This is a genomic window from Nonomuraea sp. NPDC004186 (genome assembly GCF_053603495.1).
Map to the genome: position 1 here is coordinate 51,316 of NZ_JBSGFQ010000075.1, position 13,453 is coordinate 64,768.

General features: G+C 71.7%; 13 protein-coding genes and 1 pseudogene. 6 read left to right on the forward strand and 8 right to left on the reverse strand.

The window, feature by feature from the left end:
- Nucleotides 1-17 precede the first annotated feature (17 nt).
- Nucleotides 18-830: an alpha/beta hydrolase gene (locus tag ACWEPL_RS43440; protein WP_452439638.1), complete on the forward strand. Its 813-nt coding sequence runs from the start codon at nt 18-20 to the stop codon at nt 828-830.
- On the opposite strand, the gene ACWEPL_RS43445 is transcribed toward ACWEPL_RS43440, so the two are convergent.
- The 3 genes from ACWEPL_RS43445 to ACWEPL_RS43455 all read right to left on the reverse strand — a co-directional run bounded on the left by ACWEPL_RS43445 (nt 831) and on the right by ACWEPL_RS43455 (nt 5,506).
- Nucleotides 831-4,376: a WD40 repeat domain-containing serine/threonine protein kinase gene (locus tag ACWEPL_RS43445; protein ID WP_452439639.1), complete on the reverse strand. Its 3,546-nt coding sequence runs from the start codon at nt 4,374-4,376 to the stop codon at nt 831-833.
- A 73-nt stretch (nt 4,377-4,449) separates the two neighbouring features.
- A complete protein-coding gene (locus tag ACWEPL_RS43450; RefSeq protein ID WP_350724303.1) occupies nt 4,450-4,944 on the reverse strand; it encodes a hypothetical protein in 495 nt (164 codons plus the stop codon).
- A 61-nt stretch (nt 4,945-5,005) separates the two neighbouring features.
- On the reverse strand, nt 5,006-5,506 hold the full coding sequence (locus ACWEPL_RS43455; protein ID WP_363978676.1) for an RrF2 family transcriptional regulator: 501 nt from the start codon (nt 5,504-5,506) through the stop codon (nt 5,006-5,008).
- Nucleotides 5,507-5,588: 82 nt separating this feature from the next.
- On the opposite strand from ACWEPL_RS43455, the gene ACWEPL_RS43460 reads away from it, so the two are divergent.
- On the forward strand, nt 5,589-6,332 hold the full coding sequence (locus tag ACWEPL_RS43460; protein ID WP_452439640.1) for an SDR family oxidoreductase: 744 nt from the start codon (nt 5,589-5,591) through the stop codon (nt 6,330-6,332).
- 6 nt (nt 6,333-6,338) lie between these two features.
- On the opposite strand, the gene ACWEPL_RS43465 is transcribed toward ACWEPL_RS43460, so the two are convergent.
- Nucleotides 6,339-6,713, reverse strand: coding sequence for a nuclear transport factor 2 family protein (locus tag ACWEPL_RS43465; RefSeq protein WP_452439641.1), 375 nt, complete (start codon nt 6,711-6,713; stop codon nt 6,339-6,341).
- A 103-nt stretch (nt 6,714-6,816) separates the two neighbouring features.
- Between ACWEPL_RS43465 and ACWEPL_RS43470 the strand changes: the two genes are divergently transcribed.
- Nucleotides 6,817-7,797 (forward strand): helix-turn-helix transcriptional regulator, encoded by a 981-nt coding sequence (locus tag ACWEPL_RS43470; RefSeq protein WP_452439642.1) that lies wholly within the window; start codon nt 6,817-6,819, stop codon nt 7,795-7,797.
- Here ACWEPL_RS43470 and ACWEPL_RS43475 read toward each other — a convergent pair.
- The 3 genes from ACWEPL_RS43475 to ACWEPL_RS43485 are packed head-to-tail and all read right to left on the reverse strand — an operon-like array spanning nt 7,782 to nt 10,338.
- Nucleotides 7,782-8,534 (reverse strand): FAD:protein FMN transferase, encoded by a 753-nt coding sequence (locus ACWEPL_RS43475; RefSeq protein WP_452439643.1) that lies wholly within the window; start codon nt 8,532-8,534, stop codon nt 7,782-7,784. The genes ACWEPL_RS43470 and ACWEPL_RS43475 overlap by 16 nt on opposite strands.
- Nucleotides 8,531-8,971 carry an FMN-binding protein gene (locus tag ACWEPL_RS43480; RefSeq protein ID WP_452439644.1) on the reverse strand — a complete coding sequence of 147 codons (441 nt, stop codon included), beginning with the start codon at nt 8,969-8,971 and terminating at the stop codon, nt 8,531-8,533. Before ACWEPL_RS43480 ends, ACWEPL_RS43475 begins: the two co-directional genes overlap by 4 nt.
- 14 nt (nt 8,972-8,985) lie before the next feature.
- The gene (locus ACWEPL_RS43485) at nt 8,986-10,338 is read right to left on the reverse strand and encodes a ferredoxin reductase family protein (protein ID WP_452439645.1); all 1,353 of its coding nucleotides are present in this window, start codon (nt 10,336-10,338) and stop codon (nt 8,986-8,988) included.
- 124 nt (nt 10,339-10,462) lie between these two features.
- Here ACWEPL_RS43485 and ACWEPL_RS43490 point away from each other — a divergent pair, with 124 nt between their 5' ends.
- The 3 genes from ACWEPL_RS43490 to ACWEPL_RS43500 all read left to right on the forward strand — a co-directional run bounded on the left by ACWEPL_RS43490 (nt 10,463) and on the right by ACWEPL_RS43500 (nt 13,267).
- The gene (locus tag ACWEPL_RS43490; RefSeq protein ID WP_355212073.1) at nt 10,463-11,188 is read left to right on the forward strand and encodes a response regulator transcription factor; all 726 of its coding nucleotides are present in this window, start codon (nt 10,463-10,465) and stop codon (nt 11,186-11,188) included.
- Nucleotides 11,185-12,609, forward strand: a complete 1,425-nt coding sequence (locus ACWEPL_RS43495) for a sensor histidine kinase (RefSeq protein ID WP_363978655.1) — start codon at nt 11,185-11,187, stop codon at nt 12,607-12,609. Before ACWEPL_RS43490 ends, ACWEPL_RS43495 begins: the two co-directional genes overlap by 4 nt.
- Nucleotides 12,610-12,739: 130 nt before the next feature.
- Complete coding sequence (locus ACWEPL_RS43500; protein ID WP_452439646.1) at nt 12,740-13,267, forward strand: phosphotransferase; 528 nt, start codon at nt 12,740-12,742, stop codon at nt 13,265-13,267.
- Here the strand turns inward: ACWEPL_RS43500 and ACWEPL_RS43505 are convergent.
- Nucleotides 13,256-13,453 (reverse strand): annotated as a pseudogene (locus tag ACWEPL_RS43505) (hypothetical protein); the annotation flags it as partial. The gene ACWEPL_RS43500 and the pseudogene ACWEPL_RS43505 sit on opposite strands and share 12 nt — an antisense overlap.

The following is a 13,453-nucleotide window of genomic DNA, read 5'->3' on the forward strand; positions in this document are numbered from 1 at the left end:
TTATGACCGTCCCCGATGTGTCCGAACTCCGTGAAGGCTCACGCCGGCGAGCCGCCGACCGCCCCCAAGGCCCCGCACTGGCCCGGGTGGAAGACCTGCACGGGCCGGACGGGCTGCCGCTACGCCACTACCGGCCCTCCGAACAGGCCAGGCCGCTGATGGTGTTCGCCCATGGCGGCGCCTTCGTCATCGGTGACCTGGAGACCCATGACCGCACCTGCCGGCGCATCGCCCACGCCTGCGACGTCGAGGTGCTGGCCATCGACTACCGGCGCGCGCCCGAGCATCCGTACCCGGCGGCCGTCGAGGACGTGACCGCGGTGCTGCGCTGGGCCCGCCCGACCGCGGTGGCCGGCGACAGCGCCGGCGGCTATCTGGCCACCATGGCCTGCCTGCGGCTGCGCGACGCCGGCGAGCCGGTGCCCGACCTGCAGATCCTGATCTGCCCCAACACCGACCTGACGCTCTCCCAGCCCAGCATCGTCGGCAAGGGCTCCGGCCACTCGCTGGACGCCGACTTCCTCGCCTGGGCCATCGAGCTGTGGACACCGGACCCCGCCGACCGCGCGCCCGCCAGCCCGCTGCTGGCCGCAGACCTGTCCGGCATGCCGGACACCCTCATCGTGACCGCCGAACACGACGCCCTGCGCGACGAAGGCGACGCCTACGCCCGCCGGCTGGCGCAGGCCGGCGTCCACGTGACGCACCGGCAAGAGCCCGGCCTGGAGCACGGCTTCATCCAGAACATGGACCTGACCTCCGCCGAGGCGGCCGCCGCGCACGAGCGGCTGTTCGAGGACATCAGGATCCTGACGCGCCGAAGCCGGTGATCAGGGGCAGATCTTCCGGTACGGCAGGCCGGGCAGATACTCCTGCCACTCCGCGCGCGTCAGCGAGCGCCCGGCCCGGGCGCAGACGGCCGCGGCCGTGCGCTCCGGATCGACGGAGACCGCGCGCAGCACCCCCGCCTCGTCGATGGTACGGAGCACCGCGCCACCGGCTCCGAACCCGGTCGCCATCAGCGGCTCGTCCGCCCCTGCGATCGACGACCCGAGCTTGCGAGGCGTGATGGGGTCCCAGAGCTGGACCTCCCCCTCAGTGATGGATGCGGCCACGTCGCCCGTCCGGGAGAAGACCAGCTGGATGATCCCGCTGTTGTCACCGGGGTACGGACGCAACGTCGGACCACGCCTCTTACCCGTGCGCAGATCCCAGAACGCGAGCCTGCCCGACTGGCTGTAGGCGGCGAGGCTCGCTCCATCAGGACTGAAGGCGATGCTTCTCAAACCGCTGCTCAGCCCTCCTGGGCCGAAGGCGGGGCCGACCGGCTGCCCGGAGGAGAGATCGATCAGGTGGTTGGCCGAGTCGCTCATCGGAGCGATGATCGTGCCGCCCGGCCGGAACACGATGCCCACCAGGTAGTTCGTGTCGATGGGCCGCAACCACTTGTGATGCGGCACGTCCCAGACGAAAAGCCGGTTTCGGGATGCGCCGCTGGTATCGGTGGCGGCGATCGCGACAAGCGTCCCGTGCTCGTTCACGGCCACGGCGTCCGCCATCCACTCACCCGGCAACTGGGCCCTGGTCACGCGCGACGGCTGCGCGGTGTCCCACATCTCCAGCGGCTTCCCCATGCCGCTGAAGGCCGCCAGCAGCCGCCCGTCTCCGCTGAACGCGAAGCCCAGGGTGCCGTCCCCGATCCTTATCTTCAGGGGCGATCCCAGCGGGCGGAGCTTCTCCGCGTCCCAGAGCACGAGCTGCTTCGCCTCGTACTGGTGCGTGGCGAGGAGTCGTCCATCAGTGCTGAACACAGCGGTCTCAGGGGCGTGGCCGGGCAGCCGCGTGAGGTGGAGGACATCGGAGATGTCCAGGCTCACCACGGTCTCGTCGGTCAGGTAACGCAGGGTCGTGCCGTCGAAGCCCACGCTCTCGGGTGCGCTCCGGTAGGAGAGCACGGTGTTCCCGTCCGAGACCCGGACAAGCTCAAGGTTGTTGTTCTTCCTGACCACGAGGTAGCGGCCGTCCGGGCTGAACCACATTCTGGTGCCGCCGTAGCCGTTCCCCCCGAGCGCCGGCTGGCCGGCGAGGTCGCGTCCCGTGTGTGCGTCGACGAGGGAGACCCCTGAATCGGTGGCGCAGGCGATGGTCCGCCCGTCCGGGCTGATGGCCGCCGTCCACACCTTCTTGGCGCAGCCGTTCGAGCGGGGCCATGGTGCCACCGGTTTCCCGCTCGGCAGCCTCAGCAGGCTGAACCGGCCCATGACACCCCCGTTCACGACCAGGTCGTTGGCCAGGGTGACGGAGGGTTCGAGCATGCCGTCCCCCGCCTCGATGTCCGCGCCGGTCCGCGTGTCCCAGAGGCCGCCGGCCTGGGATCCCAGCACGTTGACGTACCGGTCGCCGGTCTGGAACTTGACCCCGTTGAAGTTTTCCGGCATATCGATCCTTCGTCTGGCTCCGGTCTGCCTGCCGGTGCTCGTGTCCCAGACATGGATCTCATCGCCCGCCGCCACGGCCAGCAGCCGGCCGCTGGGGCTGAGGCCGGCGCCCAGGAACTTCTCCCTGCCGATCTTCAGGTCGTCCCAGCCGCCGGTCTTCCTCCCGGTCCGCAGGTCGTAGATCCGCACCCCCTGCGGGGACACGCTGACGAACGTGCGCCCGTCCCTGGTGATCTGCCGTACGGTCTCCGCGCCCGAGTCCGGGTCGGAGAACGCCGCGCGCTCGCGCTGTGCCCAGGCGTTCTGCAACGTCGCCCGCGTCGCGGTGACCGGGGCCAGCCGCCAGGCGGCGACGCTGAGCAGCATCGCCCGTACCGGGTCCGCCGTGCGCATCGCGTCGGCCTGGGCCGCCACCTTGCCCGCGACCGCCTCGTCCCGCTGCGCGGCGACGACCCTGCTCTGCTCCGAGATGACGAGGCTCTGCCGAACGGCGACGGCGCCGCCGATCAGGGCGAGGACGAGCAGGGCGGACAGAGTGACGGTGAGGAGGCGGCGGCGCCGGATCCGGTGGCGGGTGGCGGCGTTGCAGGCGTCGAGGAAGTCGCGTTCGAGCTTGCTGAGCGTGAGATGGCGGCGTCCGGTGGCAGCCCAGCGCAGCGCCGTCTCCAGGCGGCTGCCCTGGAAGACGTCGCCTTCACGGCGCCCGTGGGTGTTCCAGTGGCGCGCGGCAGCGCGGATCAGGTCGTGCGTGGGCAGGCCCTCACGCTCGTCGCCGACCCAGGACCGCAGCCGCGGCCAGGCCTGTAACAGGGCGGGCCGGGCCAGCGCGACGTCGTCGCCTCGAACGGCGATCACGTAGGAGAAGACCTCCAGGACCCGTTCGAGCGCGGCCCGCTCGTCCGGTGTCCTCGCCTCGAACAGCTCCTCATGCGACGCGGTGCGTACGGTCACCTCACCTGCGTCGGTGACGGCCACCATGCGCAGGAACAGGTCGGGCACCAGGTCGCGTTCGCCGGGGCTGAGAAAACCGTAGGCGTCCTCCGCAAGCGTGCCGAGGGCGGGATCGGCCGCGGCTCCCCGGCTGAGCAGCCCGGCCTCGGCGCTGCCGACGGTGAGCAGGTCGGCCTGGCCGCCCTGGAACCCGCTGATCAGGCCGAGCAACAGCTCGCGCGCGGTAGGCCGGGCGAGCGGGTCCTTGGCCAGGGCCGCCGAGACCAGCGGCCGCAGCGAAGGCGGCAACGCGGAGAGGTCGGGTTCGGCGGACAGGACGCGGTGCATGACCGCGCCCAGGCTCTCGGCCCGGAAGGGGTCGTCGCCGTTGGCGGCGTAGAGCACGATCGCACCCCAGGAGAACACGTCGGCGGGAGCACCGGCACGCTGGCCGGTGAACACCTCCGGCGCCATGTAGGTCGGGGTGCCGGCCACCAGACCGGTGGCGGTCAGCGACATCTCCAGGGTCCGCGCCACCCCGAAGTCGATGACGCGCGGACCGTCGGGGCCGAGCAGCACGTTGTCAGGCTTGAGGTCGCGGTGCACGACGCCGGCGTCATGGATCGCGGTCAGCGCCGTGGCCACCGCGGTGGCCAGGCGGTGCAGCTCGTCGCCGCTGAAGCGGCGCCCGCCGGCGACGGCCTGACGCAGGCTCGGCCCTTCGACGTAGTCGCTGACGATGTACGGCTTGGGCGCGTCCAGATCGACCGCCAGCACTCGTGCCGTGCAGAACGAGGCCACCCGCCGGGCCGCCGTGGCCTCCTTGCCGAAGCGCGACCGCAGATCCGGATCGCCGGCGGCATCACCGTGCAGCACCTTGATGGCCACCCGGTCGCCCTGCGCGTCGTACGCCTCGTAGACCACCCCCTGGCCCCCCGCGCCCAGCCGCCCGGCCAGCCAGAAGTCCCCCAGCCGAAGAGGATCCCCAGGCAGCAGGGCCGACGCCATCTGATCACCCCGTCATCTCGGATCTTCTACGTCCTTAGATGCGGCCCCCGCGGCGGAAGTTGTCCTTCGTCGATCACCCGGCGGCGCCATGGTCGGGGAAGAGCCCCTGAAGGAGCGTGTAGCCCGGCATGCGTTCGGCCGGACGCACGCTCACGGTGAACATCTCCGGCTCGTCGAACACCGGCTCTCCGTTCGGGCGGCGTGCGTACGGGACGCGCCCGTAGTCCACGCCGTCGCTCTGGTCGAAGCTCATCCAGGTGATCGCCTCCTGCTCCCCTTCGAGCAGCGGGAGGTTGGAGACGGCCCGGCTGAAGACCTTGTCCGGCGTGATCACCCACACCTGGGGGACCGCGAAGATCCATCGCGTCGCGGCGATCTCCTGGGCCCTGGTGGCGGCTCGATTCTCGAAGTCCGTGGCCGACTGCTGGTCGCGAAGGTAGTCGTAGTCGCTGAGCACGAGTTGGCGTTCACCCTGGAGCGCGACGATGGCCGGGCAGTCGCGGGCGAGGATGCTCTTCTCCAGCCGGCCGATCACGTCGAAGAGCAACGTGGCCGTCTCGTCGTTCATCACGTCCTCCGAACTTCGCAGTCCCCCACAGATCCTGCCATGACGCAATGGGATGGATCTCTCAGCGGAGGGCGTCTTCTCCAGGGGGACGGGTCTGCCCGGTGAGCAGCGATCGAGTGCGGGCCGGTGCCGACGGAGGCAGGTCGGCGAGGACATCGGCGAGCGAGACTCCGGCCAGGCTGCCGCGCCACACCCGATGCGCCTCGGCCATCTTCACGGCGAGGATGCAGGCCTGCCGGCAATCCTCGGCCGGAAGCGCGCCGCGGCCCTGCCTGCGGATCTCGCGGCATTCGTACGGAGCGGAGGCGCCGTCCACCGCCTCCACGATCTGCAGCAACGTGATCTCCGCGGGCTCGCGCGCGAGCCGGAACCCGCCGCGCGGCCCTGTCGTCGCCGACAGCACGCCCGCCTTGACGAGCGACTGGAGCTGCTTGGCGAGGTAGGGCGCGGGCAGGTCGTAGTAGTCCGCCAGCTGGGCGGCCGATGCGGTGGTCCCCGGTTCGAGCTGCGCCAGCGAGGTGGCGCAGTGCAACAGCCATTCGGTGCTTACGGGCAGCTTCACGATCGCCAGGATATCGTGGATATTGCGGACCTGTTAAGTCCGAGATATGGTCCTGGTTGATCGTGGACAAGGAGTGATCATCATGCGGATCGCCGTCGCCGGCGCGACCGGCAACATCGGTTCCCTGACCGTGGCCGCCCTCGAACGGGACGGGCACGACGTCGTGCGCGTCAGCCGTTCGCTCGGCCTGGACCTGCTGACCGGTGACGGGCTCGACGACGCCCTCGCCGGGGTCGAGGCCGTCATCGACGTCACCAACGGGCCGGAGGGGGATCGGGCCGAGACGGTGGCCTACTTCGCGGCGGCCACCCGTAACCTGCTCGCCGCCGAGGAACGGGCCGGCGTACGCCACCATGTGCTGCTGTCGATCGCCGGGGTGGGCCGGATCGACGGCAATGCGCACTACGCCGGCAAGCGGGAGCAGGAACGCCTGGTGGCCGCGGGTCCGGTGCCGTGGACGGTCGTACCGGCCACGCAGTTCCATGACTTCGCGGAGATGGTGGCCGGCTGGACCGAGCAGGACGGCGTGGCCACGGTCGCGCCGCTGCTCATGCAGCCGATCGCGCCCGCGGACGTGGCCGCCATCCTGGCCGAGATCGCGGTGGGCGAGCCGCAGGGACGCTATGTCGACGTCGCGGGGCCCGAGCCGCAGGACCTCGTCGACATGGCCCGGCGTACGCATCGGGCGCGCGGCCGGGAGGTGAAGCTCGTGCCGACCTGGTCGGGCTTGTTCAGCCCGGAGATGGCCGGCAACGTGCTGCTGCCGGGTGAGGACGCCCGCATCGCGCCGACGACGTTCGACGACTGGCTCCAGGAGCAGAAGTGACCCGGGTCAGTGCTGGACGGCGTTTCGGGCCTTGTGCATCGGGAGCATGTCGAAGATGCTGATCACGCGGGTGATCCTGCCGTTCTCGACGGTGAAGTAGTCGATGCCGCGGAAGTCCTTCAGCAGCGGGGTGTCGGTGGTGTACACGGTCGCCGCGTTGGTGTCGTTACCCAGGACGTCGATGACGGTGGCGCTGACCAGCGAGGTCGCGAACGGCTCGAGGAACCCGCGGTAGCCCTCCACCCCCTCGAACGTGCCGGTCGGGGCCTCGCACACGACGTCGTCGGCGAGAAGGCTCAGGGCCTTGTCGATGTTCTTGCTGGTCCACGCGCGGACGAAGTCGTCGGCGATCTGCTGGGCGAGCCCGTTGGTTCCGGTCACAGCACAGTTCCTTTCAGGACGTTCGCGCCGCCCCCGTGGGCGGCCCGTCTACCTGCATCTTCACGGGGATATATGTCAGGTAGCGTCATATACCTTTGAAGGCGTGAGATCCGAGCGCCTGCTGTCGATCATGCTGCTGCTGCAGACCCACGGGCAGCTGCCGGCCGGTGACCTGGCCGAGCGCCTGGAGGTGTCGGTCCGCACCGTCATGCGCGACGTCGAGGCGCTGTCGTCGGCCGGCGTGCCCGTCTACACCGTGCGCGGCCCCCACGGCGGCATCGCGCTGCTGCCCGGCTACCGCACCAACGTCACCGGCATGACCGCCGACGAGGCCCGCGCCCTGTTCGTGTTGATGTCCGGTCACGCTCACACCGAGCTGGGCCTGGGTCAGGCCCTCGGCTCCGCGCTGCGCAAGCTGATGGCCGCCCTGCCCGCCCCGCACCGGCCCGACGCCGACCTGGCCAGCCGCCGCATCCTCATCGACCCCGTGCGCTGGCGCGGCGGTCCGGCGCGCTCGGCGACCGGCCCCGCCGCCGACCTGGCCGTGCTCCAGCAGGCCGTCTTCAACGACCGGCGGCTGCGCCTGCGCTACCGGCACGGCCGCGACAACCGCGTCCGCTCCTACACCCTCGATCCGTACGGCCTGGTCAACAAGGCCGGCGTCTGGTACCTGGTCGCCGACCACCGTGGCGAGCCGGCACTCTTCCGAGCCGACCGGGCCCTGTCAGCCGGCATCCTCGACGAGCCCGTACGCCGCCGCGACGGCCTCGAACTGGCCGACGTCTGGGACGGCCTGCGCCGCCACATCGACGAGATCCCCGCCCCGCTGCCCGTCACGGTCAGCGTCAACCGGGACATCCTGGCCAGATTCCTGCGCATCCACGAAGCCGACCTGGCCGGCCCCCCTCCCGCGACCGACCAGCGAGCAGAGCGGGTGCACGTCGAACTGCACTTCCGCTCCCTGCCCGCGGCAGAGGTGCTCCTGGCCTTCGGCACCGATGCCGAAGTCCTCGCCCCGGCCGAGCTCCGCCGGGCCCTGGCCCGCAAGGCGGCCGAAGCCGCCGCCCGCTACAACTGTGCATAACGGTGGAAACCGCTGGTACGCCAGACCGCTCCCGACGAGGTCACCGCGAACGCCTCCAGCTCGTCCTGCTCCTCCACCCACTCCCGCGCCGCGGAGCCCATCGCGAACGCGGCGGTGGCGTAGGCGTCCACGGTGGTCAGGTCGTACCCGACGAGGGTGAGCGAGGCCAGCGCGGTGGCGGGGGCGCCGGTGTGCGGGTCCACGATGTGGTGCCCGCGTTCGGCGGTGCCGGAGGTGGCGACCGCCAGGCCGGTCCCCGAGACGACGGCGGCCAGCGTCCCGGGCCGCAGCGGGTCGGCGATGCCCACCCGCCACGGCCGGTCGGGTTCCGGCGATGAGCCGAGGCGGACGTCGCCGCCGCCGTTGACGCTGTGCCGCCGCGCGCCCGCCGCCGCCAGCAGCGCCGAGGCGTGCTCGATGGCCCAGCCCTTGACCAGCGCGGACGGGTCGAGCCGGCCGCCGGGCATGAGCGTGAAATAGCCGCCGGTGTCGCGCTCGACCTGGGCGCAGCGGGCCAGCACGCGGACGATCTCGGGCGGGCAGCTCTCCGGGGCGATCTCGCCGCGGCCGAGGCGGCTGATCGGGCTGCCGGGCCGGTACGTGGAGAAGAGGGCGTCCACGTGGTGCAGCCAGGTCACCGCCTCCTCGATCGCCGACGTGATCCGCTCGGATGCCTCGTGCCGGACGTCGAAGGAGAACACCGTCCCCATGACGTGCTCGACGTGCCGGATCGTCACAGCCCCGCCCAGTCGATCGCGCTCTGCAGGGAGCGGGCGTAGCCCTCGCTGGTGTAGGTGGCGCCGGACACCGTGTCGATCTGCGCGCTCTGCGCCGACAGCGCCTCCTGGGTGAGGATCGGCAGCGCGGCGTCGTTGATCTCGATGTCACGGCGGTTGCCGTCGGGCGCCTGCAGCACCTGGACGTCGGCGATCTTCCCGCCGGACACGGTGATCGCGACCTGCACCGGGCCCCAGCGGGTGTCGGCCGGATCGCCGGTCACGGTGGTCCCTTGAGCCGGCGTGGTGCCCTGAGCCGGCGTGGTGCCGGACTGCTTCTGGGCCAGGGCGGCGGGTGGCTGGGCCGCCTGCGACACGTCGTGCGGCTTGAACGACAGCAGCAGCACCAGGCCGACGGCAGTGGCCAGCACGGCGAGCAGTGCTCTACGGATGGGCATTTATCGTCGTACTCCTAGAACTCGAAGGATTCGTGATGGATGTGCCGCCGGGGCACTCCGGCGGCCCGCAATGCCTGGATTGCGGCCCGGGTCATCTCGGCGGGGCCGCACACGTACACGTCGTGGTCGCGCAGTCCGGGCACGACCCGGGCGAGCACCGCCGCGTCGAACGGCCCACCGGGGCCGCGGGGGCCGGTCGAATAGTGCAGGTTCGCGCCCCGGGCGACGGCGATGTCCTCGAGCTCCTGCCTGAACACCAGGTCGGCCTCCCTGCGTGCCCGGTAGAGCAGGGTCAGCTCGCCGGGAAGCGACTCGAACAGGGCACGCAACGGGGTGATGCCGACGCCGCCCGCGATCAGCAGCACCTGCCGGCGGGAGCGCAACCGGCCGGTGAAGGCCCCGTACGGTCCCTCGGCGAAGACCCGCGTCCCGGGGCGCAGCCCGGCCAGGGTCGCGCTGTGGTCGCCCAGCGCCTTGACCGTGATCCGCAGCCCGCCGGCGCCGGGCGGGGCCGACAGCGAGTACGGGTTCGCCGACCACCACAGCCCCTTGGCCAGGAAGCGCCAGCGGAAGAACTGGCCGGGCTCGGCGCGCAGCCGTTCCAGTCGCCGGCCGGTGACCTGGATGGAGATCACGCCGGGGGCTTCGGCGGTCACCGCGGCCACCCGCAGCCGATGCCGCAGGAACAGCCGGACGGGCGCCAGGAGCCGGTACCAGACGACGAGCGCGGCCACGCCGAGGTAGAGGACATACCAGGCGACCTGGGCCGCCCGGTCACCGGCGAACTCCGCACCGGTGGCGAGCTGGTGGCCGAAAGCCAGGTAGGCGGCGACGTAGGTGTAGAAGTGCAGCAGGTACCAGGTCTCGTAGCCGATCCGGCGGCGGGCGGCACGGGCCGAGATCGCGCCGATGCCGAGGAGCAGCAGGCAGGCCGCGGTGGCCTCCCACATCTCGGGGAAGGTCACGACCATGGTGACGGCCTCGTCCGCCACGTGCTGCCCGTCGGCGATCGCGTACCCCCAGATGACCGACAGCACGTGCGCGGTCATCAGGCCGACGACGTAACGCCCGCCCATGGCGTGCCAGCGGGTCAGCCGGTCGGTGCCGACGCCGTGCTCCAGCGCGGGCACGCGCGCCATCAGCGCGATCAGCATCGCCATCGCGTAACCGGCCAGCAGGCCGGTGATTCGCCCGGCGTTCGTGAGCCAGCCCGCCGCGCTCACCACCGCGGACGTGTCACGCCACCACAGCGCGACGATCGCGACCGCGCCCAGGCCGATCAGGACGAGCACCGGGCCGGGGCGGGCCACGAACCCGGTGGACCTGACCTGCGGGGCGGTTCGGGATGGTACGTGCGTGATGGTCACACCGTTCTCCTGCTTCTTCGGGAACGGGACCCACCGTGCCAAGTGAAACTCTGCGTTCCTTCTGAACGGCCCGGGACAGAGGTGCTCTCAGAGGATTTTCAGAAGATTTCGGTATGAAATGGACATGGAGGTGACCGTGTCGGTGTTGCTGCGTCCTGACGGTGCGCCGATCCGCGTGCTGGTCGTGGACGACGAACCGGACATCGTCGAGGTGCTGGAGACGGTGCTGCTCCAGGAGGGGTGGCGGGTCCGCGCGGCCGGCGACGGCATGACCGCGGTGCGGGCGGCGGAGGAGTTCGTGCCGGACGCGGTGGTCCTGGACGTGATGCTGCCCGATCTGGACGGCCTGGAGATCATGCGCCGGATCCGCGAGCGGCTGCCGGAGGTGTGCGTGCTGTTCCTCACCGCCAGGGACGCGGTGGAGGACCGCGTGGCCGGGATCACCGCCGGCGGCGACGACTACGTGACCAAGCCGTTCAGCCTGGACGAGGTGCTGGCCCGGCTGAACGGGCTGCTACGCCGCGCGGGGATGGCCCGGGCCGGGAACGGCACGCGGCTCGTCGTGGCCGATCTCGTCATGGACGTCGAGGCCAGGGAGGTGACCAGGGCGGGGACGTTGATCGACCTGACGCCGACCGAGTTCGACCTGCTGCGGCTGCTCATGCTCAACCCGCGCCGGGTGCTGAGCAAGACCCAGATCCTCGACCACGTCTGGTCCTACGACTTCGGCGGGCAGGCCCATGTGGTCGAGCTGTACGTCAGCTACCTGCGCAAGAAGATCGACGCGGGCCGCGAGCCGCTCATCCACACCGTCCGCGGGGTCGGCTACGTGCTCAAGCCGCCCGCATGAGCCGCCTCCTGCCGCGCACGCTGCGGGGCCGGCTCGTCGCGGGGGTCCTGGCGCTGCTGGCGCTGGCCTGCGCGGCCGTCGGCGTCGCGACGTCGTTCGCGATGGACCGCTTCCTGATGGGACGGGTCGACCAGCAGCTCGCCACGATCGGCGGCAGGTACGCGGCGAGCCTGGAGCACGACGGCGGCCGAGGCGGGGGCGACACGCGCAGCCAGGCCCCGGGCACCTTGGGAGTGCGCGTCGCCGGCGGCGTGATCACTCAGGGGGCGGTGGTGACCCTGGACGACGACGACCGGGCGGGGCTCACCGGCGGTGACCAGGCCGTCCTGGCCGCGTTGCCGGCCGACGGCGTGCCCAGGACCGTGTCCCTGTCGCGCCTGCACGAGTACCGGGTCGTCGCCGTACCGGGCCGCGACGGCGACGTGCTCATCACCGGCCTGCCGCTGCACGAGGCCGAGGAGACCTTGAGGCGCATGCAGGCGTTCGAGGTCGTCATGTTCGGCGCCGCGCTGGCCGTCACCGGCGTCGCCGGCGCGGTGTGGGTCAGGCTCGCGCTGCGCCCCCTGGAACGCGTGGCCGCCACCGCCCGGCGGGTCACCCGGCTGCCGCTGGCCAGCGGCGAGGTGGCACTGACCGAACGGGTGCCCGACACCGATCCGCGTACCGAGGCCGGGCAGGTGGGGGCCGCGTTCAACAGCATGCTGGGGCACGTGGAGGCGGCGCTGGCCCGCCGGTACGCCGTCGAGCAGCGGCTGCGCGCGTTCGCCGCCGACGCCAGCCACGAGCTGCGCACCCCGCTCGCCGCGATCCGCGGCCACACCGAGCTGGCCCTTCGCGGCGCCGAGCCGATGCCCGAGGGGGTGCGGCACGCGCTCGACCGCATCGACGCCGAGTCCGGCCGGATGAGCGAACTGGTCGCCGACCTGCTGCTGCTCGCCCGGCTGGACGCGGGCCGGCCGCTGGCGCGGGACGAGGTGGATCTCACCAAGCTGGCCATCGAGTCCGTCGGTGACGCCAGGGTCGCCGCGCCCGCCCACCGCTGGCGGCTCGAACTGCCCGAGGAGCCGGTCACCGTCCAGGGCGACCCGTCGCGGCTGCGCCAGGTGATCACGAACCTGCTGACCAACGCCGGTACGCACACCCCCGAAGGCACGGCGATCACGCTGACGGTACGACAGGCGCCGGGCGCGGCGGAGCTGACGGTCGCGGACGGCGGGCCCGGCATCCCGGCGGACATGCAGGAGGAGATCTTCGAGCGCTTCTCCCGCGTGGACAAGGGGCGATCCCGCGCTTCCGGCGGCACGGGGCTCGGCCTGGCGATCGTCAAGGCGGTGGTCGCCGCGCACGGCGGCACGATCGGCGTCGAAAGCCGCCCCGGCCGCACCGCCTTCCACCTCCGCCTGCCCGACCCCGGGCAATAGCGGGTGTCATGCGGAAAATGAGAGGCAAGCGAGCGGAGTGATGGCCTACCGTGCCGCGAGTGACGGATCTGCTTCCCCCGGCAGTGCTGGACGCGGTGCTGGGCCATCCGGGAGGCTCGCTCGGCCGCACGTGGCCGCTCACCGGCTCGGCCGCTGGCAGGCCGGCGTCGCCGTCCCCGACGTGCCGTGGCTGTCCGGCCACCAGCTCGCCCAGCGGATCGCCGTCAGTGACCTGAGCTGGACCGGCATGGACGTGCCCGCACACATCCCGGCGTTGTGGCAAGAGCGCCACGACCTGCTGGAACGGCTCGACCGGGTGCCTCGCGTGCTCGTGCACGGCGACTTCTCCCACGGCAACCTCGTCGCCGCCGCCGACGGCTCCGACACGGTGGCGCTGGACTGGGCGACGTTCGGGGTGGGCCCGGTGGGCGCCGATCTCGCGTCACTGGCGCTGACCACCCTCGGACGCCATCTCACCGACTACCTCGACGGACTGGCCGGCCACTTCGACACCGCCGACGTCGAGCTGGGCTACCGGGTGACGCTCGCACTGACCGGAGCCGGTCGCATCCACTGGATGGTGTCGCGCGGGATGAGGCCTCCCGCCGGCTATGTCGACTTCGTCACCGCCGAAGCCACCTCATGCCTATGCCCGTAGTGCCCGTCGCGCCGTCCGGTCGACGGCAGGGGTCTGCACGTCCGGCCCGGTCTCGCCGCCGTACGTGGCGATCTTGTACTCGACGGCCGTAAGGGAGAGGGTCAGCTCACGGATCCGGCGGCGGATGGTGTCGCGATGCTCGATGAGCAGGTCGAGCCGCTCGGGCACCGTGTGCTCCCCGGCGTC